We start from the raw sequence: 21373 nt of genomic DNA on the forward strand, positions 1-21373 counted from the left end.
GGGCTGAGCGTTGCTTAGCCCTTTTTCCCTGCGGCAGCGCGCAGCATCTGCCCGAACTTTCCCGACCCGCGCTGATAAAGTGCGCCATCCACGGATAGAACAGTCCCGCTGATATAGCTGGTCATGTCCGAGCTGAGAAACAGGCAGGCATTGGCCACGTCCTGAACGGTGCCCCATCGTCCAATGGGGACATCGACGCCCCATTCCATGGACAGGGTGCGGGTGATCTGATCAACGCCTGCCTTTAGGCGGGAGCCCTATTCTCCGTAGGGCACCCAGATGTTCTTGACCTCGGTCGCAGCCTGAAGGAACCGGCGCGTTTGGTCCACGCTCCAATCGGTTGCCTTGGCGTTGTTGACCCACGTGCGTTTGAGGTTTCCGGCCGAGACGACCTCGATCTCTTTTGACAGGTCCGTGGATGAGAACGACCAGACCGCATCCACGTTCAGATGCGATGCCAGCGGTTTCGCCAGTTCCGCATGGCTGCCGGTCAGGATGTTGACCACGCCTGCGGGCACGTCCGAGGTTTCAAGGATCTGGTAGAAATCCGTTGCAGCCAGCGGGTAAGGCTCGGACGCGGCCAGAACCACCCGGTTGCCCATCGCGATCGCCGGGGCCATGGCCGAGACCAGACCCAGCAATGGTGCCTCATCCGCGCAAAGCGCGCCGATCACGCCCACGGGTTCCTTCATCGCAATGGCCACGCCCCGGATCGGCACTCCGTGAACCTGACCGTCATACTTGTCGGCCCATGCTGCCGCTGTGAACAGGCGCTGAATCGAGGCTTCGACCTCTGACGCGCCGGTCTTGCCGCCGGTCATGGCGTCGATCCGTGCGGCGAATTCATCCGCTCGGGCCGAGAGGTTTTCGCCAATATAATACAGGATCTGCGCCCGCAGGTGGCCCGTGGTCTTGGACCAGCCTTTTGCACCCGCCGCAGCCTCGACCGCGTTGCGTACGTCCTTGCGGTTCGCCAGACCCACATGCCCCAATAGGCCGGATTTGCCCCAAATGGGTTTGGAATAGCCGCCATCGGGCCGCGCCTGCTTGCCGCCGACATACATTTTTGCAGTGCGGTCGATCGGATCGATTGGCGCACCCTCGCCGGTGGTGGCGTCAAGTTTCGTCAGCGCCTTGGTCTTGCCCTTGGGCTTGGTATAGGCGGTCAGACCCTCCCAGCCGCCTTCGCGCCCGAACCCGCTTTCGCGCACGCCACCAAAACCGGCGGCGGCGTCAAACAGGTTGGTGGCATTCACCCAGACCACGCCGGCAACCAGTTTCGGCGCGATGTCCAGCGCGAGGTTCACGTTCTCGGTCCAGACCGTCGCGGCCAGCCCATAGCGGGTGTTATTGGCCAGCTCGACCGCCTCGGACGGGGTGCGGAAGGTGGACGACACCAGAACCGGGCCAAAGATTTCCTCCTGCATCAGCGGATCGGATGTCTCCAGCCCCGAAATCAGCGTCGGCGGGTAGTAGCAGCCATTCTCGGGCAGCGCGCAGTCGGCTTGATAGAGGTCACCTGCGGTGTTGCTTTCCACCATACCCTTGATGGTCTGCAACTGAACCGGGTCCACGACCGCGCCGACGTCGATGCATTTATCCAGCGGGTCGCCAATGCGCAGGTTGTCCATCCGCGCGCGCAGTTTGGCATGGAAGCGATCAGCAATCCCTTCCTGTACCAGAAGACGCGAGCCTGCACAGCAGACCTGCCCCTGATTGAACCAGATCGCATCAACCAGCCCTTCGATGGCTGAATCAATATCCGCGTCGTCAAAGACGATGTATGCGGACTTGCCGCCCAGCTCTAACGTCAGTTCCTTGCCTGAACCCGCCGTCGCTTCGCGGATGCGCCGCCCCACAACGGTCGAGCCGGTAAAGGCGATCTTGTCCACATCCGAGGCCACGATCATCTCGCCCACCGCACCGTCGCCGGTGACGATATTGACCACGCCTTTAGGCAGCCCTGCTTGCGAACAGATATCGGCAAACAGCAGCGCGGTAAGCGAGGTATATTCGGCGGGCTTCAGAACCACCGTGTTCCCCATCGCCAAAGCGGGGGCCACTTTCCACGCCAACATCAGCAGGGGGAAGTTCCACGGAATGATCTGACCGCACACACCCAAGGCCTGCGCGTCGGGCAGCTCGCTCTCCATCAACTGGGCCATGCCTGCGTGATAGTAGAAATGCCGCTGGACCAGAGGGATGTCGATGTCGCGCGATTCCCGGATCGGCTTGCCATTGTCGAGGCTTTCCAGCACCGCGAACAGGCGCGAATGTTTCTGCAACAGCCGCGCAATGGCATAGAGGTACCGTGCACGGCCAGCACCGCCCAGTTTCTCCCACTTTGGCTGCGCTTTGCGAGCGGCGGAAACGGCGGCGTCCACGTCACCTTGCTTGGCTTGGGTCAGCTTGGCCAGAACCGCTCCGGTCGCCGGATTGCGGCTTTCAAAGCCTTTGCCCGGCTTGGTGAAGGCACCGTCAATGTAGTGGCCGAATTTCCCGCCCTGATCGACCAGCCAGGCCAACGCCTCGGCAGCGCTTTCGGGGGCGGGGCCGTAATCCATGGTCTCGAAGATTTCTTTGACTGTCATTGTTCTTTCCTCAGCCCATGGAGTGGCGGTAGCCAGCGGAGTACGCGCCGGTGACATAGTGTTCCAACTGTCGTTCAATATCGCCCAACAGCGATGACGCGCCAAAGCGGAACAGGTCCGGCTCCAGCCAGCGGTCGCCCAGCTCGTCCTTGATCAGCGACAAGTAGACCAGAGCGTCTTTCGCCTTGGAAATCCCGCCCGCAGGTTTGTAACCGACGCGATATCCGGTGCGGTCATAGTAATCGCGGATCGCGCGGACCATCACGAGGGTGACGGGCAGAGTGGCGTTGACGCTTTCTTTACCGGTCGACGTCTTGATGAATTCCGCCCCCGCCATCATGCACACGACCGAGGCGCGCGCGACGTTGCGCAGGCTACCCAGCTCTCCGGTCGCGAGGATGGCCTTGACGTGGGCATCACCGCAGGCGGTTCGGAACGCCTTCATCTCGTCATACAAAGCCTGCCAATCGCCCGACAGGACGTGGCGGCGAGAAATAACGATGTCGATTTCCTCTGCCCCTGCATTGACGCTTTCCTCAATCTCGGCCACGCGCAGGTGAAATGGCGACAGTCCCGCTGGAAACCCGGTTGAGACGGCAGCGACCGGGATGCCGGTGCCTTTCAGCGCATCTACGGCGGTTTCGACCATATCGTGATAGACGCAGACGGCGCCCGTGGTGATCGGCGGCATGTCCATCGCCTGCAACAGCGCGGGTGCGATCGGCTGACGGGCCTTGGCGCACAGACGCCGCACACGGCCTACCGTATCGTCACCGGACAGCGTCGTCAGGTCGATCATCGTGATCGCCTTCAACAGCCACGCGGCTTGGTAGTCTTTCTTGACCGACCGTCGACCGGACAACGTAGCGGCGCGGCGTTCAATAGCCGAGGTGTTGGCTTGAACACTGCGCACCCAGTCCAGATCAAGGTCCATTCCGGGATTTCTGGGTTCGGTCACTTGCGGCAGATGCGCGGTGCGCACTGGGCTGTCTGAGCTCTGCGTATCCATCTTCACATCCTTTGGGAATTTCGGGCCAAATTCGCACGGGTTGCGCCTAAATGAAAGGCAAACTGGTCTCTCGCAGGCAACTTTTTTGACCAAATGGACAAATTTGGGCGTTTTCTTGCGAATAATTCGCAATAGCGTTGACTTAGTTGCGAATGGTTCGCATATTCATTCTCAAGGGGATACCAAATCGGGGTCTTACATGATTCGTCGCACCTTTCTTGCAGCGTTGGCGTTTGCCGCTGCACTGCCATTTACGGCCTGGGCTGAAGCACCGCTGAAAGTGGTCGCCACAACCGGTATGATCGCTGATGCTGCACGTCAGATCGGCGGCGATCAGGTTGAGGTCAAGGGTCTGATGGGTCCGGGTGTGGACCCGCACGCCTATCGGCAGACCCGCAGTGACATTGTCGCTATGACACGGGCCGATCTGATCCTGTGGCACGGGCTGTATCTTGAGGCGCAGATGGAAGATTTCTTTCACGATCTTGGCCGCAAACGTCCTGTCGTGGCGGTTGCAGAGGGCGTCGAAAAGGCCAAGCTGCGCGCGCATGACGACTATGCCGACAAATTCGATCCTCACCTGTGGATGAGCCCCGCCCTGTGGCGTGACGTAGTGATTGAGGTTCAGGCGGCGCTGACCGAGGCGCGACCCGAGGCCGAAGACATCTTTGCCGCCAATGCTCAGGCACATCTGGCCGAGATTTCCCAGCTTGAAAGCTATGCTGCCGAAGCTCTTGCCTCGGTTCCCGAAAACAATCGCGTTCTGGTCACGGCCCATGACGCGTTTGGCTATTTCGGTGCTGAATATGGCTACGAGGTGATGGGTATTCAGGGGATCTCGACCCAGTCCGAGGCCGGTCTGAACCGGATTGGTGAACTGGTCGACACGCTTGTGGATCAACAGCTTACGGCAGTATTCGTCGAAAGCTCGGTTTCTGACCGGTCGATGCGCGCCCTGATTGAAGGTGCTGCTGCAAAGGGCCACGAGGTTGGCGTTGGCGGCGAGCTATATTCGGACGCTATGGGCGAGCCGGGAACCTACGAAGGCACCTATGTCGGGATGCTGGATCACAACATTACCGTGATTGCAGGGGCGCTGGGCGCGGATGTGCCTGACCGCGGCATGAACGGAAAACTGTCGGCGGGGTTTTGAGTGATGCTCGAGCTGGCGGCTGAACAAGGTCTTTCAATATCAGAGCACGGCCTTGACCAAAGCCCTCTGGCTGTTCGCGGCCTGACGGTCTCATACGGTCAGAAACCGGCGGTGTTTTCGGTAGACATGACCGTGCAGCCGGGTGCTATGACCGCCATTATCGGGCCGAACGGCGCGGGGAAATCGACACTGCTAAAGGCGGCTTTGGGTATTGTCTCACCGCTGTCGGGTCAGGTCACGGTGTTCGGCAAGCCGCTGGACAAACAGCGCGAACGGATCGCCTATGTCCCGCAGCGGGCCAGTGTCGACTGGGATTTTCCGACCCGTGTGATTGACGTGGTCTTGATGGGTTTGTCGCGACAACTCGGTCTGTTGGGCCGGATCAGGGCACGTCATATGTCGCGTGCGATGGACTGTCTGCAGCGTGTCGGAATGCGTGACTTTGCGGATCGCCAGATCGGTCAGTTGTCGGGAGGGCAGCAGCAACGTGTCTTTCTGGCGCGTGCCTTGGCACAGGATGCCGATCTCTATTTGCTGGATGAGCCTTTCGCAGGCGTTGACGCGGCCACGGAAAAGGCGATCATCGCCGTGCTGAAATCGTTGAGAGAGGCCGGCAAGACAGTCGTCGCCGTGCATCACGATCTGGCGACTGTCACCGATTATTTCGACCACGTCTTCCTCATCAACACGCGCAAAGTGGCGGAAGGCCCGGTGGCCGAGGCGTTCACCGCCGAAACCCTGCAATCGGCGTATGGAGGCCGTCTGGCCACCGCTCAGATCGACCAGATCTCACGCGCGCTGGGGTAAACATGCTTTGGGATGCCCTGACCCTGCAGCTTGGCTATAACGCCACGCTGGTCGCTGTCGGTGCGACCTTGTTGGGAATCTCTGCGGGGGTTACCGGAACTTTTCTGTTTCTACGCAAGCGCGCTTTGGTCAGCGACGCGATCAGCCATGCGACCCTGCCGGGCGTGTGTCTGGCCTTTATGGTTCTGGTCGCGCTTGGGGGCGACGGTCGCAACCTGATTGGCCTTCTGGTCGGGTCGGCTCTGTCCGCCGGGGTTGGCCTTCTCTGTATGAATTGGCTGACCCGGTACACGAGGCTGGCCGAGGACGCTGCAATCGGCGCAGTCCTGTCCGTGTTCTTTGGGTTCGGTATCGTCCTGCTGACGGTGATTCAGACGATGGGCGTGGGCCGTCAGGCGGGGCTGGAGGGGTTTCTGCTGGGTTCGACCGCGGGAATGCTGTGGGCCGACGCTCTGATCATAGCCGTCGGAGGGGCAGCGACGCTGGCGCTGGTGTTGATCATTCGCCGTCCCATGACACTGGTGGCGTTTGACGCGGAATATGCTGCGGCGCAAGGGCATGCGGTGCATCGCATTGACCTTGCGATGATGGGGTTGGTCATGGCCGTGACCGTCGTAGGGTTGAAGATTGTCGGGTTGATCCTGATCGTTGCGCTGTTGATCATCCCGCCCGTTGCTGCGCGTTTCTGGACCGAGCGATCAGAGCGTGTTGTGCTGTTGGCCGGGCTGACCGGAGGGCTTTCGGGCTATCTGGGTGCGGCGCTGTCGGCCTCGGCCCCCAACTTACCCACGGGACCGATCATCGTTCTGGTCAGTTTCGCCCTGTTTGCCCTGTCCCTGTTGTTTGCGCCTGTCAGGGGCGTTCTGGCTGCCGTTCTTCGCCACCTGCGCTTTCAGCGCCAGGTTCACATCAGGCAAGGGCTTTTGGCGCTGGCGCAGGGGCAAAAGATATACGAACCGTTGACGCTTCGCCTGTTGCGCAGCGCCGGGCTGGTACGGGCCGATGGGGTTGCGACAGAGGCGGGCAGGGCGCGCGCTGCAAAAGCGCTGCGCGACGAAAAACGGTGGGAGATCGTCCGCGCGGATCAGGCGCATGAGGCCACGGCGGTTCTGTATGACGGGTTGCGCGACATTGAAACCGTTCTGACACGGGATCAGATCATCGAAATTGACCGTCAGATCGGTGGGCCGCAGGGAGTGAACCCATGAGCGGAGAAGAATTCGTCCCCCTATCCCTGACGCCGCTTTTGATCGGGACTTTCGCAGCCATCGCCTGCGCCCTGCCGGGCAACTTTCTTGTGCTGCGCAAACAAGCGCTGATCGGTGATGCGATCAGCCACGTCGTTTTGCCTGGTATCGTTGTGGCGTTCCTGCTGACCGGAGCAATCTCGACCTGGCCGATGATGCTGGGCGCAGCAGGCGCGGCGGTTGTTGCCGTCATGATGATCGAGGCCATACGGAGGTTGGGCCAGATTGAACCCGGTGCGGCAATGGGGGTTGTCTTCACCACCATGTTTGCGGGCGGGGTGCTGCTGCTGGAACAAACCGACACCTCGACCGTTCATCTGGACGTCGAACACGCACTGTATGGCAATCTGGAAAGCCTGATCTGGTTGGACGCGGTGGGATGGACATCACTGTGGGATATTCAGGCGCTGGCTGGCTTGCCGCCGGAATTGCCCCGGATCGCGCTGACCTTGGCCGGAGTCACCTTGTTTACGTGGCTGTTCTGGCGGCCGCTGAAAATCTCTACCTTTGACGAGGGATTTGCCCGAACGATCGGCATCAGGACCGGAGCCCTCGGCATGGCGTTGGTGATTGTCGCGGCGATTGCGGCTGTTGCGGCGTTTGATGCCGTAGGCTCGATCATCGTGATCGCAATGTTCATATGCCCTCCTGCGGCGGCGCGCATGATGACCAATCGGCTGGAAACTCAAATCGGGTGGAGCGTGGTTTTCGCGGTGATTTCGGCCGTTGCCGGGTATGTTCTGGCAGGCTACGGACCTTTGTGGCTGGGCGCGACGGATGCGGTCAGCGCGGCCGGAATGATTGCGACCGTATCCGGCCTGATCCTTGCCTGTGCCGCTGTTTGGGGGCCGTGCCGGACACGGACCGGCGCGCCCGGCGCTGCATGATTCGGCATGATCTTGCTGTGTCAGGATATGGTTTATCGGCTGATCTCCGCCCAAGATGTGTCACGGTCCAGAGTTTAAGAGTCACACGCGGTTCTTCGTGCTACGAACCACGTATTGCTAAAGAACGTCCACCACTCACAACGGTTCGTTCGGACAATTGCGACGATGTTCGCCGCCTCTCGTAAACGCGACGCGATTGTCCGAACGCCCCCTCGCCAGAAAATTGACCATCCCAAACCTGTGGCAGAATCGTATGCGGCTGTGCTAGCTCTAGGGGTATGGCGCAGGCAAACCACAATATCAGCGAAACGCGACCCATCATTCGTCAGCTTGACGACGCGGCGATCAATCGTATTGCAGCGGGTGAGGTTGTCGAACGGCCAGCCTCTGCTGTGAAAGAGCTGGTCGAGAACGCGATCGACGCGGGTTCGACACGAATTGCGATAGATATTGCCGACGGCGGCAAGACACTCATTCGCGTCACCGACGATGGGTGCGGTATTTCCGGCGAGGATTTGCCACTGGCGCTGTCTCGCCACGCGACGTCCAAAATCGACGGGTCCGACCTGCTGAACATTCATACTTTCGGGTTCCGGGGCGAGGCGCTGCCGTCGTTGGGCGCGGTAGGGCGGCTGACAATCACCAGCCGCGTAGCGGGGGATGAGGCCGCTTCGATCCATGTCGCGGGCGGCAAGATGGAGGCCGTGAAACCCGCCGCTCTGCGTGCAGGTACGGTGGTTGAACTGCGCGACCTGTTTTTTGCCACGCCCGCGCGTCTGAAATTCATGCGTACCGACCGGGCCGAGGCGCAGGCGATCGCGGACACCGTCAAGCGCTTGGCGATGGCCGAGCCTGCGATCACCTTCACCCTGCGCGATGTCTCGGGCGGGGGCGAGGGGCGTGTGACGTTTCGCGCCGACCGCGAGAATGGCGACCTGTTCGATGCGCTGCACGCCCGGCTTGCCCGCGTGATCGGGCGCGAGTTTGCTGAGAATGCCCTGCAAATCGACGCCACGCGCGAGGGGATACGCCTCTATGGGTATGCCGCCTTGCCGACCTATTCTCGGGGCGCGGCGGTGGCGCAGTATCTGTTCGTCAATGGCCGCCCTGTGCGCGACAAGATGCTGACCGGCGCCTTGCGGGCAGCGTATTTCGATTTTCTCAGCCGCGACCGCCACCCGGCAGCGGCTTTGTTCATCGACTGTGACCCGACGCTGGTGGATGTGAACGTCCACCCAGCAAAATCCGAGGTTCGGTTTCGCGATCCGGGCGTGGCGCGGGGGCTGATCGTTTCGGCCTTGCGGCACGCGCTGGCCGAGGCAGGGCACCGGGCATCCTCGACCGTGGCCAATGCAACTCTGGGCGCGATGAAGCCCGAACCGGCGCAGCCTGCACCAGTGCGCGTTTACCAGATGGACCGCCCTTCTCAGGTCGCGCGGCAGGTGGCATATCAGGCGCAAGCACCCGGGTTTGCCGAGCTGTCGCGGGATTACAGCGGCAGTATTGTGGAACCTGCGCCCGTGGTCACAGAAGAGCCTCCGGCGCAGGACTTGCCGTTGGGCGCGGCGCGCGGTCAGGTGCATGAGAACTACATCATTGCCCAGACCGCTGACGGGATGGTCATTGTCGACCAGCATGCCGCGCATGAACGTCTGGTCTATGAAAAGCTCAAACGTCAGATGGCTGAAAATGGCGTGGCTGCGCAGGCGCTGCTGATCCCCGAGATCGTGGAGCTGTCCGAAAGCGACTGCGCGCGCCTGATGGCCGTGGCCGACGACCTGACACGCCTTGGCTTGACGCTGGAGCCCTTTGGCGGCGGGGCCATCGCCGTGCGCGAAACCCCGGCGATACTGGGCGAAGTCGATGCCCGCGCGATGATCCTGGATATCCTTGATGAACTGGCCGATCAGGGCGAAAGCCAGACCGTGCAAGCGCGGATCGAGGCGATCCTCAGCCGGGTGGCCTGCCATGGCTCGGTCCGGTCGGGCCGTCGGATGCGGGCCGAGGAGATGAACGCCCTGCTGCGCGAGATGGAGGCGACGCCCCATTCCGGGCAGTGTAACCACGGGCGGCCGACCTATGTGGAACTGAAACTGGCCGATATCGAACGTCTGTTCGGGCGCAGTTGATCCCGCGCGTGCTGCGCGGTAAGAAGAATAAAACAAGAACACCCGAGGCGACATGATCGAGATTGCTGGCACCCAGATTGCATTGAACGACCCCGTGATCCTGATCGGCGGCGGCATTGTCGCGCTGATCCTGCTATTGCTTTTCCTGTCTTTGCGTGCCGCCAACCGCTCGGCGCGAATGGCAGAGCCATTGGCGCGGCAGATGGCGCATCTGGGACAGAATGTGCAGCAGTTGGGGCAAGGGCAGGAACAGTTGCGCGGCGGCCTCCAGCATGTCTCGGACACGCAGGCCAATGCGCAGGTTCAGGTGATCCAGACGGTTGAGGCGCGGCTGTCCTCGGTCCAGCAGCAGATGAATGACAGGCTGGCGGACAACGCGATGAAGTCCGCCCGCGCGCTGGCCGAGATGCAGGAGCGGATGAAGGAATCGCTGCATGGTTCGTCGAAACAGACCGCGACCTCGCTGACGCAGTTGCAGGAACGGCTGGCCGCCATCGACAAGGCGCAGGACAATATCACCAAACTATCGGGCGATGTGCTGTCGTTGCAGGACATTCTGTCGAACAAGCAGACGCGCGGTGCGTTTGGTGAGATTCAGTTGAACGATATCGTGTCCAAGGCGCTGCCCTCGGACAGTTTTCAGTTGCAGGCGACGCTGTCGAACGGACGTCGGGCGGATTGCCTGATCCATTTGCCGAACCCGCCGGGGCCGATCGTGATCGATAGCAAATTCCCTTTGGAGGCTTATGAGGCGCTGATCGGTGCAACCAATGACATGGAGCTGAAGGCCGCCGTTCAGATGTTCCGCAGCACGGTGCGCAAACACATCACCGATATTGCCGAAAAATACATTCTGGACGGCGAAACTGCCGATGGCGCGCTGATGTTCCTACCGTCCGAGGCTGTCTATGCCGAGTTGCACGCCAAGTTCCCCGAACTGGTGCAGGAGAGTTTCAAAAAACGAGTCTGGATCGTCTCGCCCACCACCTGCATGGCGACGCTGAACACCATGCGCGCGATCCTGAAAGACGCGCGGATGCGGGAACAGGCGGGGGCCATCCGCAAGGAATTGGGGATGCTGCACAAGGATGTCGAACGGCTGGGCGACCGCGTGGCCAATCTGGACCGTCACTTTGGACAGGCGGCCAAGGATATCTCGGACATCAAGATCAGCGCTGAAAAAGCCGGACGTCGCGCGCAGCGTCTGGACAATTTCGATTTCGAGGAACTCGCGCCGGAGGATCACGCCAACGTGGTGCCGCTTGGTAAAAGTGAGGCCTAAGCGCTACTGGATCGAGAGGTCCAGATTGTACCCAACCGTCTTGTCAGTGTCCCGATCATTGCCCATGAGGTATACGCGGATCGTGTAATCTCCGTCTTCTGGCAGTTCAACCCGTGCGGTATTCCCGTTGATGGACCCGTTGTAGATTGCTGCGCCGTCGCTGCCCGGAGGTAGGACGTTAAAGTAGATTACACCATACCCGTTGGTGTGGCTGACCTGAAGTTCTGCGAATAGTTCCTGCCCGGCTTTCGCACCCAGTCGGTAGTCAAAATACTCTTTGCCCGTAACGGTTCCGTTGACCATCGCGCCATAGTTGCCTGTCTCAAACTTCACGTCGGAAACGCTCTGTGCATTGGCAGGCGTGGTGAACCCGATACAGGCAAGGGTCAGAGCAAGTGCTTTCATGACTACATCCTCCGATTGCAGGGTCGAAGTCTCAGTGTAGCACAAAACGGCTGTTCAGGTCAGATGCGTAGAAAGGGCTGGAACAGGCGCGGCATCAGCTTGCTGAACTTTAGCGGCGCATCCGTCACGGCCAGGCAAATGCAATCCTCAGAGATGTCCGCCGTTGGCATGTGGTGCAGGTCTTCATCCGCAATCTCGACATCGCCGCGCGCAAAATGGTCGACTTCGTCCGAGAAAGCCCCTTGCAGGACCATCGTCAGTTCCATGCCATTGTGACTGTGATCCGGCACGGCGGCCCCTGCCGGGATAAACAGCAATCGGGCTGTCGCTTCGCGCGTTGTGGGCAGGATCGCCTGTTTAACGCCCATCCCGATCGAGCGCCACTGGATGGCATTCACGTCGCCGCCGACATAATCCTGCAGCGGCGCGGGAAGCACGGAACAGCCGGGGCGCGCTGGCTTGGCCACCGGCGCACCCTTGGCGATCAGCGCCATGGTTGCGGCCAGCGAACCGTCGCTCAGCGCCGCACTATCATCCTGATCCTGCAAGACACACCCGCCAACGGCCTCAAAACTTTCGGCGCGCGCGCGGCAGTGGTCGCACAACGACAGATGCGTTGCGACCATCAGGTCGAATGCTTCTGGCAGACCGCCTGCGGCATAAGCCATCAGCAGGTCATCTGTCAGGTGATGTTTGATCTTGTTGCTCATCGTCATCATCTCAGTTCATCGCGTGGCGCAAGCGGTCCAGCGCCAGCCGTATACGTGATTTGATCGTACCCAGGGGCAACCCGGTCTGAGACGCAATCTCTCGGTGACTCAGGTCGCCGAAATACGCCTTTTCGATCAGTTCTCTCTGCGCTTCTGGCAACGCCGACAATGCGTCGCGCAATTGCGCGGTTTCCTGTTGCAACGCAACGACGTCATGCTGTTCCGGTTCTGCCTCGGGACCCCAACCCAGATCCTCGGGTTCCGGCCGCCGTTGCTTGCGCAGGACGTCAATGCGTTTGTTCCGTGCGATCGTGAAGACCCAAGTGGCCACTGTCGCACGCGAGGGGTCGAACAGATGCGCCTTGTGCCACAAGGTCGCCATCACCTCTTGCGCGCATTCCTCGGCCATCGCCGCATCAGACCCCGATTTGATCAGGAACGCCTTGATGCGTGGCGCAAAGTACTGGAACAGTTCGGCAAATGCCGCCTGATCCTGCGCATCCCGAATGCGGGTCACATGTCCAACCCACTCGGTCTTGGTATTGCAACTGCCGTTTGCTTCGTTCACCGGCCTGCCCCTGGTACGTTCCTTCGCGTGCCAGGTTTTTGCTAGGGGCCCGTCGGCCACCGGTTCATCCAAGCTCGCGGTATCGATCTCGGTAAACATAACCACATTACGCGGGGCTGCCCAAGGCGGATCACTTTCTGTGGCAAATAATAATCCATATGGGCATTCGCTTCGTAGAATATCTGTATAAGGTCTGAGGAAAAGGCCGCCGTTTGAACGGTTTACAGACAGATTGGAAAAGGTCGCATGAAGCGGGTCGATCACATCGCGGGGCATACGTATCACGGGCGGAAAGGCGCGATAGAAAACGCCTTTCGGTATTCGCTCGACTACATCCTGCTGGACCCGGAAAATACCGGTCCTACGCCCGCGTTGTTCTCTGTCAACGGGGCAAATGTAACGAACTGGCGGGATCGCGATCACGGTGGAGAGCCCGGCAAAGGGCGCGGTGCCGCGTGGCTGCGCGAGCAGTTCCATGACCTCGGGGTCACGCAGCCGAACCGGATCATGCTGTTGACCCAGCCGCGCGTTTTCGGGCACGTGTTCAATCCGGTCAGCTTCTGGTTCTGCTTTGACGCGGAAGACGTGCTTTATGCTGTTGTGGCCGAAGTGACCAATACTTACGGCACGCGCCACAGCTATCTGTGCCACAATCCAAACTTTGCGCCGATTCAACCGTCAGACCGGATTGTGGCCGACAAGCTGATGCATGTGTCACCGTTCCAGAAGATCGAAGGCACCTATACGTTCCGGTTTGACTTCCGAGCCGACAGGGTCGGCGTCTGGATAGACTACGGGCGCGAGAATGGCGGGCTGATTGCAACGCTTACCGGCCCACGTGCTGCGCTGACGGACCGAGCGATCCTCTGGTCGTTGATACGCAGACCGTTTGGCGCGCGGCGCGCGTTTGCTCTGATCCTGTGGCAGGCGCTGAAACTGAAACTGAAAAAGGCCCGGTTTCGCCCGTTTCGTTCCGCTCCTGTCCCGGATCATCCAATCTCGCGGGTCCGCGAGCCATAAGCGGGCGTTATTTGCGTAAGATCAAAGACTCAGGCCACGCCGAGTGTTTGTGGTAGAATGGAAACCGCGAACACGAAGGAGTTGGGTCATGTTGGAAATCTCGGCAAGAAAAGTCGCTCAGGTCGCCATGATGGGGCGGGAACTGAACCGGGCCGAGGGCGAATTGCGCGCTTTCATCGACCGGATGAGCGAAGATGAACAGGCCGAACTGGTTGCCGTCATGTGGATCGGACGCGAGAGCTTTTTCGCCGAGGATCTGGCCGAAGCCATCGCAACCGCCAAGGCCGAGGCGTCTACTCCGTGCGCGGACTATCTGATCGGAACGCCGCACCTGTCGGACCACCTTGAGAATGGCCTGGATTCGCTTGGTATCTCAGCCGAGGACGTTGAAAACGACCTGATGTAGCCTTGCGGACGGCAGGAGGGGCGGGCACGGATTTCTCAACCCGTCTGATCACCTGCACAGAACTGTCGCCCAGATGCCAGTGATCGGGTAGCCTGCTCCTGTAGCCCGGGAATGCCGTCGCGCACTCTGGGCAAGGACAAGGGAGGGTAAGCGATGCGATCCGCGTTGCTGACGGTTTCGGTCTTGGCGTTCCTCGCGGGTGGTGTTGTTGCTCCGCGTCCGTCTATGGCCTGTCCTGTCTGCATCACCCTGCCAGAATATTCGTTGGCTGACCGCATCCTGTCGGCGCGCGTGATCGTGCTGGCGGCGCCAACACCGGAAAATCCCTTCAGGTATTCGCCTGTTTCAATCCTGAAAGGGACGCCAAAGCAGGTTTCAGGCTTGCCGGACATTCCGTATCTGGTCGACAGCGTGACCAGATCCGCGTTTCGCGTAGATCCGAACAGAACCGTTCTCATGATTTATGGAGACGGGTTGCGGGACAAAGCCGGTCGCAGCCTTTCAACAGGCTGGAGCAAAGGGTTCCTGATGACTCCAGAACGCGCGGAGTTCGTATCGGAGATACGCGAACAGGGACGCGCGTGGGCTTTTGGGCAATCGGCTGATCCTGCCCGTGTGTCGTTCTTCGGCAACTTTCTGGGGCACGAAGACGACGTATTGCGGAATGCGGCACTGATCGAGTTTCACCGCGCACCTTATGAGATTGTCAGGCAGTTGCGCGTTCCGCACCCGATTTCCCCGCTCTTGCAGGAGCTGAATGATAGAAACCGCCTTGCGTATGCCCCGGCGATCATAAGGTTGCTGGGCCTGCAATCCGGCCCCGAAGCTGCGCAGGCGGTCAGAACGCGGTACCGCACGGCGCTGGGCGTCGGCGACTTGAACCTTTATGATTGGGCGCTTGCAGGCATCGAGGTTGATGGCTCTGAGGCAATCGAGGCGATTGGTGGTGCCTTGACGCAATCCAACCACGCTCTCGAAGCCAAGCGGGACTTGGTTCAGGCCCTGACAGATGGTGGGACCGCCCGGTTCGAGCATCAAACCCAAATCCTGAGAATCTTCGAGCGTGAGCTGGAGAAAGACGCCTCGCTTGCGGTCTGGATTGCCCTTGCCGCGAAGTCTTGGGAAACGGACGTGCTGAATTCCCGGTTCCGCTCGATATTGATCAGTGAAGAATTGGAGCCAGCAGCCCAGTTTCTCGTTGAAAACACACTCGGTATGAGCGAGCTACGCTAGGACAGCGTGTTGCAGGCAGCAGGGCTAGCCAATTTTGGGATGTCTGGAGTGTACTGGACGCCTCGGCTCAGGCAGAGGGTCGCCGGGCGTGACCGTGATGGCTGAAGATAACCTGACTCGACTGGACATCCGACCGGAAATCCGCAGCCCGCCCCGGCAGCGTCAGATAAAACTGTCGCAGGCCGGGTTCGATATCCGCCGCCATTGCCGCGCAACGGTGGCACATCCGTTCGATGCGCAGGTGCGAATGGCGCTCGCGTACTGCCGCGATAAGATCAGCATGTGCCTGTGACAGCTTTTGGAATTCTGGACTGTCTATCAGGGTTTTGTCACCGACCAGAGCGTAAACAGCCTCGAGGTCGGACTTGCCCTTGAGATCGACAAACCCTGCCTCCAGCATGGCTAAATCCTGCCGAGCTGCCCGGTAGACCGCGCTTGAGACCAGAATATCGTAGTCGACATGACGGCAACTCTGCTCGATCCGCGCCGCGACATTCACGACATCGCCAATGACGGTATAGTTGAACCTGCTTCGGGAACCGATATTGCCCACACACGCCTGACCTGTCGCGCATCCTGTTGCCAAGGCGATGGGCGGCCGGCCCCGCATGACGTCCGACGCGTTGAAGTTCACCAGTGCCTTGCGCATCAACAGCGCTGCGTGCGCAGCCCGACACGGATGGTCCTCGACCGGAAGGGGCGCGTTCCAGAATGCCATGACAGCATCCCCGATGAACTTGTCGATCGTACCCCTTTCCTTCAAAATCTGGTCGCCCACCTTTGAAAAAAGCTCGTTCAGCAACGCGACAAGGTCGGTGGCCGACACGGACTCGGACAGCGGTGTGAACCCCCGGATGTCCGAGAACATCACCGTGATCTCCTGAGTCTCGCCGCCCAGTTGCAGACTGTGGCCTGAAATTTCCATTTCATCCAGAATCTCGGGGGCGACATAGTGCGAAAAGACCTGCCGGATTTCCCGTTTTTCCCGCTCGGTCGAAACGAACAGATACCCGGCGAGCAAGCCAAAATTGGCCATCCCGCCCATCAGCGGAAATGTCACATCGAACAAGACAAGCTGGTTCTGGAAGGCCAGCCAACTGGTGCCCAGAACAACTGCGGCGGCCGCGCCGCCCGCAACAAACGAGGCGACCGCACCAAAGCTGGACATGACCGCAATTACAATCAGACCAAGCAGCACGAAGGACAGCAATTCGAGCGCGGCTGTGACGTCCGAACGGCTGAGCATTTCCCCGGTAATTATCTGTTCCAGCATCTGAGCATGGATCGAAACGCCCGGGACAGATTCCCCCAGCGACGTCTGATGCATGTCGAACAGACCAGCCGCCGAAGTGCCAACCAGAATGATCCGGCCCTCGATTTCCGCCCTCAACGCCGGGTCGTTCGGATTTTGCATGACATCATCGGCCGAGAGGTAAAGCTCGGGCCTGTCTTGCCGGTACCGAACCCAGACCTCGCCGTTTTCGGTCGTCGGCAACCGAAAATCACCCAGTTCGACCGCCAGCATGATCCCTTTTTCATCGGGCGCACCTTCGGCCAGAATAAATGGTGCGCCGATTGCAACCCTCAAGGCTTCGATCCCAAGACCGGGGAGGGGACCATTGGGGCCGCCCCACAGCACCGGAACACGCCGCACAATTCCCGTTCCACCCAGCGGGGATACATTCACTCCGCCGATCCCGGCTGCGCTGCGGTCGAGCGGCGGCGCGATCGGAGTCCAATAGGGGACGGCAATCAGCCCGGCAGTCGGGTTTTCACCGATTTCGATAATTCCGGTTTTCGGAGTCACCTGACTGCCTTCGTGCGAAAGCCGTGCCGCTGTTCCCATCACGACGGGCCAGTTGGCGACTTCCAGCCCGAACAGAACATCGTAGTCCATCTTTTGCGCGCGACGTTCTACCGTAAGAACGCCTGCGAGGGCAGGATCGTTGAGCAACCGAGCCGGCGAATACCTGTCTGGTTCAACAAACAACATATCAAACGCAATCGCCGCGGCACCGTATTCGCCCAGGTTTTCAACCATCTGTGCCAGAATTGTTCGCGGCCACGGCCATTGGCCCCAATTCGCCAATGACTTTTCGTCGATGTCCAGAACCCGGACCGGCAAATCCGGGTTGTATTCCCGCGGCATGATGCGCTGAAGAATGTCAAAGTAGATCAGCCGGGTCATCCGCACAGGGTAAGGATCCATGACCCTGATGAAACAACCGATCAGGATCAGGCCCAGGCCCACCAGCCGAAAGCCGCGCCTCCGGCCAATCTTTTCTTTGGGCTTCACGGTCACGTTAACCTCCGAAGTCACTGGGCGATGCCCATGTTAACGCGCTGCTTGATTGCCTTTCCCCTTCCCGTTGCCCGGCCCCTTCCCCTTTCCGGGGTTCCCAAAGCCACGAGCGTTTCTGTTTTGCCCACCCGGATTGCTGCCGTCCCCGTGACCCGAGCGGTTTGTCTTGGTTTGCGGTTCCGGCGTCGGTGGCTCTGGCGTCGGCGGCTCTGGCGTGGGTGGTTCAGGTGTAGGCGGCTCTGGCGTCCGAGGTTCAGGTGACCGAGGCTCAGGCGACTGTGGCCTGCTGGTGGGGGCCGGGGCTTCTCGGAATGCAGCCCTTTGCCGCCGTACAGGTGTTGGAACCGGTGCGTCAGATTTCAGGACCGGAACAGGCGCAAGCTCTCCGGCACATCCGCCAATATCGATTTGCAGCGGACTAAGCAGGTTTTCCTGCGATTGGATAAAGGGGAAACCGTTTTGCAGAGCCAGTTCATATTGTTCCTGATCCACGGGGCGCCCGACATTTCCCTGCTGGCTCGTGGCAAACAGGCTGCACTGGCGCCCGGTTGACCGACAGCTTCCACTCAGGCTGCACATTTCAACGTTGCCTTCCAGTACCAACATCGCGCTTTGGGTGCCGGGCACCACCCACATGTCGAACGTCGTGCCACGAACGGCCATTGTCGCTGTCGGTGTTTGGATCGAATAGGCCCGTTTCTTGCTTTTGCCCGAGATGAAACGAAAGCTGCCGCCCAAGGCTTGAACCGCAAAAGACTTGGCCTTGCGGTTGCCGCGCAGCATCGTCACGTCCAGAATCATGCTGGCGTTCGGACCAATGGCGATTTTGGTCTCATCCACGAAAACGAGTTGGACCAATCCATTGCCGTCTGTTGAAATCGCATCTCCTGATGCGACCTCCATACCGGATTGAAGCGGCCGTGATTCTCCGGCGCGTGTTATCTCGGCGCCCTGCTTGACGCCGATAACCGTGCCGATATTGGAAAATGCCGTTGCGGGCACCAGCGAAATACACAAAACAATTATGAATACTCTGAACCAGGCCAAGCTTCTATTCCCCCAAATAGATTATGTCGTGAGCGATGCGCTCACTGCCCGGTTTTAGCCTCTGGAAAATCGCGTGTTTTTTTATTGATGCTGAAAATATGTCTAGCCAAATATGCCTTAAACACCGTGGTTTTGGCAAGTTGGTTACTTTTGCACGTCCGAGGAGGCCATAATTCGCCCCGATCTGCAGACCTATTCTCATAGGATTGGCAGAGGTTTCGGGACGACGGATATCAAATAGGTGCCGGTTTCCAGAAAATTGACGATGCACGGGAAAATCGCCTTGTATCTGGTCCACCGCCGAGGATATACCGGCCAGCGGAGACGTGGCCGAGTGGTCGAAGGCGCTCCCCTGCTAAGGGAGTAGGCGGGAAACCGTCTCGAGGGTTCGAATCCCTTCGTCTCCGCCATATTTCTTATAAAATCAATGGGTTAATTGGCTCGAAAGTTGCCAGCCCCCTTATTTGCCCCCTTGTGGAATTTTGCATTACATGGCTTTGGCAAAGCAACCTGCTCACCGCCAGCCGAGTCGGATTGTCGCACCCCCTCCCGGCCTCACCCGGACGCCGCGCGATTTTGTTTATACCCCACGCTTAGTAAGCGCGGGATGTCCGGGCATTTTGACTGCTGTGTCAGACGAGACAAGACCATCCGTGCAGCTACTCGTGCGTTTCGCCGAGAGTACATAAGCCTTTTGGTCATTTGTTGCACCAAGCGCGAACGACCGCTTTGGAAGTCTAAACGGTCATTCGCTGCAACTTGCTTGAACGTCTACTTTGCGGACATTGCAGCCATCCGCATTTTTACTCCAAAGGACCGCAGTCAGCCCAAACCGGACATTCAACCCAGGACTTTGCAATTCCGGCTTGGCGGGCTTTTTGGTCGAAGAAATTTCTTGCACCAAGGTGCTGAGCCCAAAAAGTTAACAAATCAGACCGTTCCTCTAAGCCGATGTTTTTCCTATGGTTGGTAAGAAGTACCAAGTCGGGAGGTCTTAATGAACAAGCTTATCTCAGTAACGGGTGCCGTCTGCTTTGCTTTCACTGGAGCTTGGGCCGACGAACATACCCCGCCCAACATTCTTGTCATCATGGCAGATGACGTGGGTTGGGCGAGCGTCGGCGTTTACCACGGAGGTGTCAAAAGCATCGAGACGCCGAACTTGGATCGCCTCTCCTCTGAGGGTGCTCGTCTCACAGATTATTATGCCGAGCCAAGTTGTACTGCCGGTCGATCAGCTTTCATGACCGGACAATTGCCAATACGGACTGGTATGCACACGGTTGGACTGCCGGGAGATCCGATAGGTTTAAACCCAGATGACCCAACGCTTCCGATGTTCCTGAAAAAGTTGGGGTATACGACGGGGCAGTTCGGAAAAAACCACCTAGGCGATCTCAATGAGTTCCTACCGACTACAAAAGGTTTCGACGAGTATTGGGGCTGGCTGTATCACTTGAATGCTATGGAATATACGTCTGATCCGGATTGGCCAGACGACCCAGAATTCAACGCGCAATTTGCGCCTCGCAACATCATTCATTCATTTGCAACAGAGGAAGTAGACGAAACAGTCGACCCGCGATTTGGAAAAGTCGGGAAGCAGCGCATTATTGATGACGGGCCTGCGCCTCCTGAGCGCCAAAAGACTTTGGATGACGAAGTGACATCTTACACGAAGGACTTCATTTCTCGTGCAGTAGAGTCGGACACTCCGTTTTTTGTCTGGATGGCTCCAGCCCGTGCACACGTCTGGACCCACCTCAGCCCCGAATACGAAGCTATGTTGGGCAATGGGCGCGGACTTCAGGATGTTGTCATGAAGGAGTTGGACAACAACGTTGGTAACGTTCTCAGCCACCTTGAGGATCTAGGAGTTGCCGATAATACCATAGTGATGTTCACCGCCGACAATGGCCCGGAAACACTGACGTGGCCTGATGGTGGTACGACACCGTTTCATGGGGAAAAGGGTACTACCTGGGAAGGTGGCTTTAGAGTTCCTGCGATTATTCGCTGGCCGGGCAAAATTCCTGAAGGTCAAGTCTTGAACGGCATCTTCAGCGGAATGGACTGGATGCCAACATTTGTAGCAGCGGCTGGAGGTCCGACAGATCTAAGAGAAAAGCTCCTAGAGGGATATGAAGGCTATAAAGTGCATCTCGATGGCTACAACCAACTATCTTACCTGACAGGTGAGGATAAAGAGAGCAATCGCCGCGAGCTGATCTACTATCAGGGTACGGACCTCCAAGCAGTACGCTACAACGATTGGAAAGCGCACTTTGTCGTTCAAAACCATGGCTGGTCAGGCCCGAAGGAAGAGTTGGTCGCCCCCTTGCTTTTCAACCTTCGCCGCGATCCTTATGAGAAAGCTGCGGATGAAAGCGGGATGTACGTCCGCTGGATGGGCGAGAAAATGTGGGCATTCGGTCCAGCCGCCCGTCTAGTGCAGGCACATCTCGCTACCTTCGAGGAGTTCCCTCCGCGCGGGAAGCCGGTCGCCAATCAAGACCATGTTGAGGAACAAACATCAACCGAAGGCGGCATCTCTCAGTAGAAGAAGCGAGGCATTCA

Annotated in this window: 18 protein-coding genes and 1 tRNA gene; 11 read left to right on the plus strand and 8 right to left on the minus strand. The window is 59.1% G+C overall.

Annotation, left to right across the window (positions count from 1 at the left end):
• Positions 1-14 precede the first annotated feature (14 nt).
• The 3 genes from ACR0LH_RS11275 to deoC are packed head-to-tail and all read right to left on the minus strand — an operon-like array spanning position 15 to position 3600.
• Positions 15-209 (minus strand): SDR family oxidoreductase, encoded by a 195-nt coding sequence (locus tag ACR0LH_RS11275; RefSeq protein ID WP_480721020.1) that lies wholly within the window; start codon positions 207-209, stop codon positions 15-17.
• A gap of 48 nt (positions 210-257) precedes the next feature.
• Complete coding sequence (locus tag ACR0LH_RS11280; RefSeq protein WP_480721021.1) at positions 258-2591, minus strand: aldehyde dehydrogenase family protein; 2334 nt, start codon at positions 2589-2591, stop codon at positions 258-260.
• Between the two features lie 10 nt (positions 2592-2601).
• Complete coding sequence (gene deoC, locus ACR0LH_RS11285) at positions 2602-3600, minus strand: deoxyribose-phosphate aldolase (RefSeq protein ID WP_480721022.1); 999 nt, start codon at positions 3598-3600, stop codon at positions 2602-2604.
• A gap of 199 nt (positions 3601-3799) precedes the next feature.
• Between deoC and ACR0LH_RS11290 the strand changes: the two genes are divergently transcribed.
• From ACR0LH_RS11290 to ACR0LH_RS11315, 6 genes are all read left to right on the plus strand, one after another.
• Positions 3800-4753 (plus strand): metal ABC transporter solute-binding protein, Zn/Mn family, encoded by a 954-nt coding sequence (locus ACR0LH_RS11290; protein WP_480721023.1) that lies wholly within the window; start codon positions 3800-3802, stop codon positions 4751-4753.
• Positions 4754-4756: 3 nt separating this feature from the next.
• Complete coding sequence (locus ACR0LH_RS11295) at positions 4757-5560, plus strand: metal ABC transporter ATP-binding protein (protein ID WP_170387992.1); 804 nt, start codon at positions 4757-4759, stop codon at positions 5558-5560.
• A 2-nt stretch (positions 5561-5562) separates the two neighbouring features.
• A complete protein-coding gene (locus tag ACR0LH_RS11300; RefSeq protein ID WP_170483658.1) occupies positions 5563-6768 on the plus strand; it encodes a metal ABC transporter permease in 1206 nt (401 codons plus the stop codon).
• The gene (locus tag ACR0LH_RS11305; RefSeq protein ID WP_170602275.1) at positions 6765-7694 is read left to right on the plus strand and encodes a metal ABC transporter permease; all 930 of its coding nucleotides are present in this window, start codon (positions 6765-6767) and stop codon (positions 7692-7694) included. Before ACR0LH_RS11300 ends, ACR0LH_RS11305 begins: the two co-directional genes overlap by 4 nt.
• Positions 7695-7972: 278 nt before the next feature.
• On the plus strand, positions 7973-9823 hold the full coding sequence (mutL, locus tag ACR0LH_RS11310; protein ID WP_480721025.1) for a DNA mismatch repair endonuclease MutL: 1851 nt from the start codon (positions 7973-7975) through the stop codon (positions 9821-9823).
• Between the two features lie 52 nt (positions 9824-9875).
• Entirely contained in the window at positions 9876-11105 is a 1230-nt protein-coding gene (locus ACR0LH_RS11315) for a DNA recombination protein RmuC (protein WP_480721026.1), read from the plus strand.
• A 3-nt stretch (positions 11106-11108) separates the two neighbouring features.
• Here the strand turns inward: ACR0LH_RS11315 and ACR0LH_RS11320 are convergent, their stop codons facing one another.
• The 3 genes from ACR0LH_RS11320 to ACR0LH_RS11330 are packed head-to-tail and all read right to left on the minus strand — an operon-like array spanning position 11109 to position 12788.
• Entirely contained in the window at positions 11109-11510 is a 402-nt protein-coding gene (locus tag ACR0LH_RS11320; RefSeq protein ID WP_480721028.1) for a hypothetical protein, read from the minus strand.
• Between the two features lie 59 nt (positions 11511-11569).
• Positions 11570-12220 (minus strand): ChrR family anti-sigma-E factor, encoded by a 651-nt coding sequence (locus ACR0LH_RS11325; RefSeq protein ID WP_170483669.1) that lies wholly within the window; start codon positions 12218-12220, stop codon positions 11570-11572.
• A gap of 10 nt (positions 12221-12230) precedes the next feature.
• Entirely contained in the window at positions 12231-12788 is a 558-nt protein-coding gene (locus ACR0LH_RS11330; RefSeq protein ID WP_480681287.1) for a sigma-70 family RNA polymerase sigma factor, read from the minus strand.
• A gap of 246 nt (positions 12789-13034) precedes the next feature.
• Here ACR0LH_RS11330 and ACR0LH_RS11335 point away from each other — a divergent pair, with 246 nt between their 5' ends.
• The 3 genes from ACR0LH_RS11335 to ACR0LH_RS11345 all read left to right on the plus strand — a co-directional run bounded on the left by ACR0LH_RS11335 (position 13035) and on the right by ACR0LH_RS11345 (position 15447).
• On the plus strand, positions 13035-13808 hold the full coding sequence (locus ACR0LH_RS11335) for a DUF1365 domain-containing protein (RefSeq protein WP_480721030.1): 774 nt from the start codon (positions 13035-13037) through the stop codon (positions 13806-13808).
• 88 nt (positions 13809-13896) lie between these two features.
• A complete protein-coding gene (locus tag ACR0LH_RS11340; protein ID WP_170387622.1) occupies positions 13897-14214 on the plus strand; it encodes a DUF3775 domain-containing protein in 318 nt (105 codons plus the stop codon).
• A 153-nt stretch (positions 14215-14367) separates the two neighbouring features.
• Positions 14368-15447 (plus strand): hypothetical protein, encoded by a 1080-nt coding sequence (locus ACR0LH_RS11345; RefSeq protein WP_480721031.1) that lies wholly within the window; start codon positions 14368-14370, stop codon positions 15445-15447.
• Positions 15448-15514: 67 nt separating this feature from the next.
• Here ACR0LH_RS11345 and ACR0LH_RS11350 read toward each other — a convergent pair whose 3' ends face one another.
• Together ACR0LH_RS11350 and ACR0LH_RS11355 are read right to left on the minus strand one after the other, a co-directional pair.
• Positions 15515-17749: a CHASE2 domain-containing protein gene (locus tag ACR0LH_RS11350; RefSeq protein WP_480721033.1), complete on the minus strand. Its 2235-nt coding sequence runs from the start codon at positions 17747-17749 to the stop codon at positions 15515-15517.
• A gap of 33 nt (positions 17750-17782) precedes the next feature.
• Positions 17783-18796, minus strand: a complete 1014-nt coding sequence (locus tag ACR0LH_RS11355) for a FecR family protein (RefSeq protein ID WP_480721034.1) — start codon at positions 18794-18796, stop codon at positions 17783-17785.
• Positions 18797-19116: 320 nt separating this feature from the next.
• Between ACR0LH_RS11355 and ACR0LH_RS11360 the strand changes: the two genes are divergently transcribed.
• A tRNA-Ser gene (locus ACR0LH_RS11360) sits at positions 19117-19206 on the plus strand.
• Positions 19207-19793: 587 nt separating this feature from the next.
• Positions 19794-21356, plus strand: coding sequence for an arylsulfatase (locus ACR0LH_RS11365; RefSeq protein ID WP_170782225.1), 1563 nt, complete (start codon positions 19794-19796; stop codon positions 21354-21356).
• The last annotated feature ends 17 nt before the right edge of the window (positions 21357-21373 follow it).

The organism is Ruegeria sp. CL6 (assembly GCF_056536465.1).